Here is a 353-nt window from a genome sequence, read left to right on the forward strand (position 1 = left end):
TTGGGGGCTGCGGCGCGGCGGGCGGGGGCCGCTCTTGATGCGGAGTCGCTGGCCGAACGCGCCCGGCGGGCCGTCGCCTCCCGGCGGGTGTCGGTGCGCCCGGCCGCGGACGGCATGGCCTGGCTGTCGATCCTGGGGCCGATGAAGGACGTCGTCGGGGCGTTCTGCGCCCTGTCCGCCGAGGAGGGTCGCAGGCACGTCGTCGACCCCGACCTGCCGGCCGAGCAGTGGGATGCCGCCGTGGCCGCGGCCCGCGCCGACACCCGGGGCAAGGGTGCGTGGCTGGCCGACCGGGCCCTCGAGCTCCTCAGTGGGCGGGCGCAGGGTCAGCCGCAGCCGGTCGAGGTGTCGCT

Annotated in this window: 1 pseudogene; it reads left to right on the plus strand. The window is 77.9% G+C overall.

Annotation, left to right across the window (positions count from 1 at the left end):
- Positions 1–353: pseudogene (locus N801_RS21280) on the plus strand (HNH endonuclease); the annotation flags it as partial.

Origin of the sequence: Knoellia aerolata DSM 18566, assembly GCF_000768695.1 — a bacterium.
Taxonomy (GTDB): Bacteria; Actinomycetota; Actinomycetes; order Actinomycetales; family Dermatophilaceae; genus Knoellia; species Knoellia aerolata.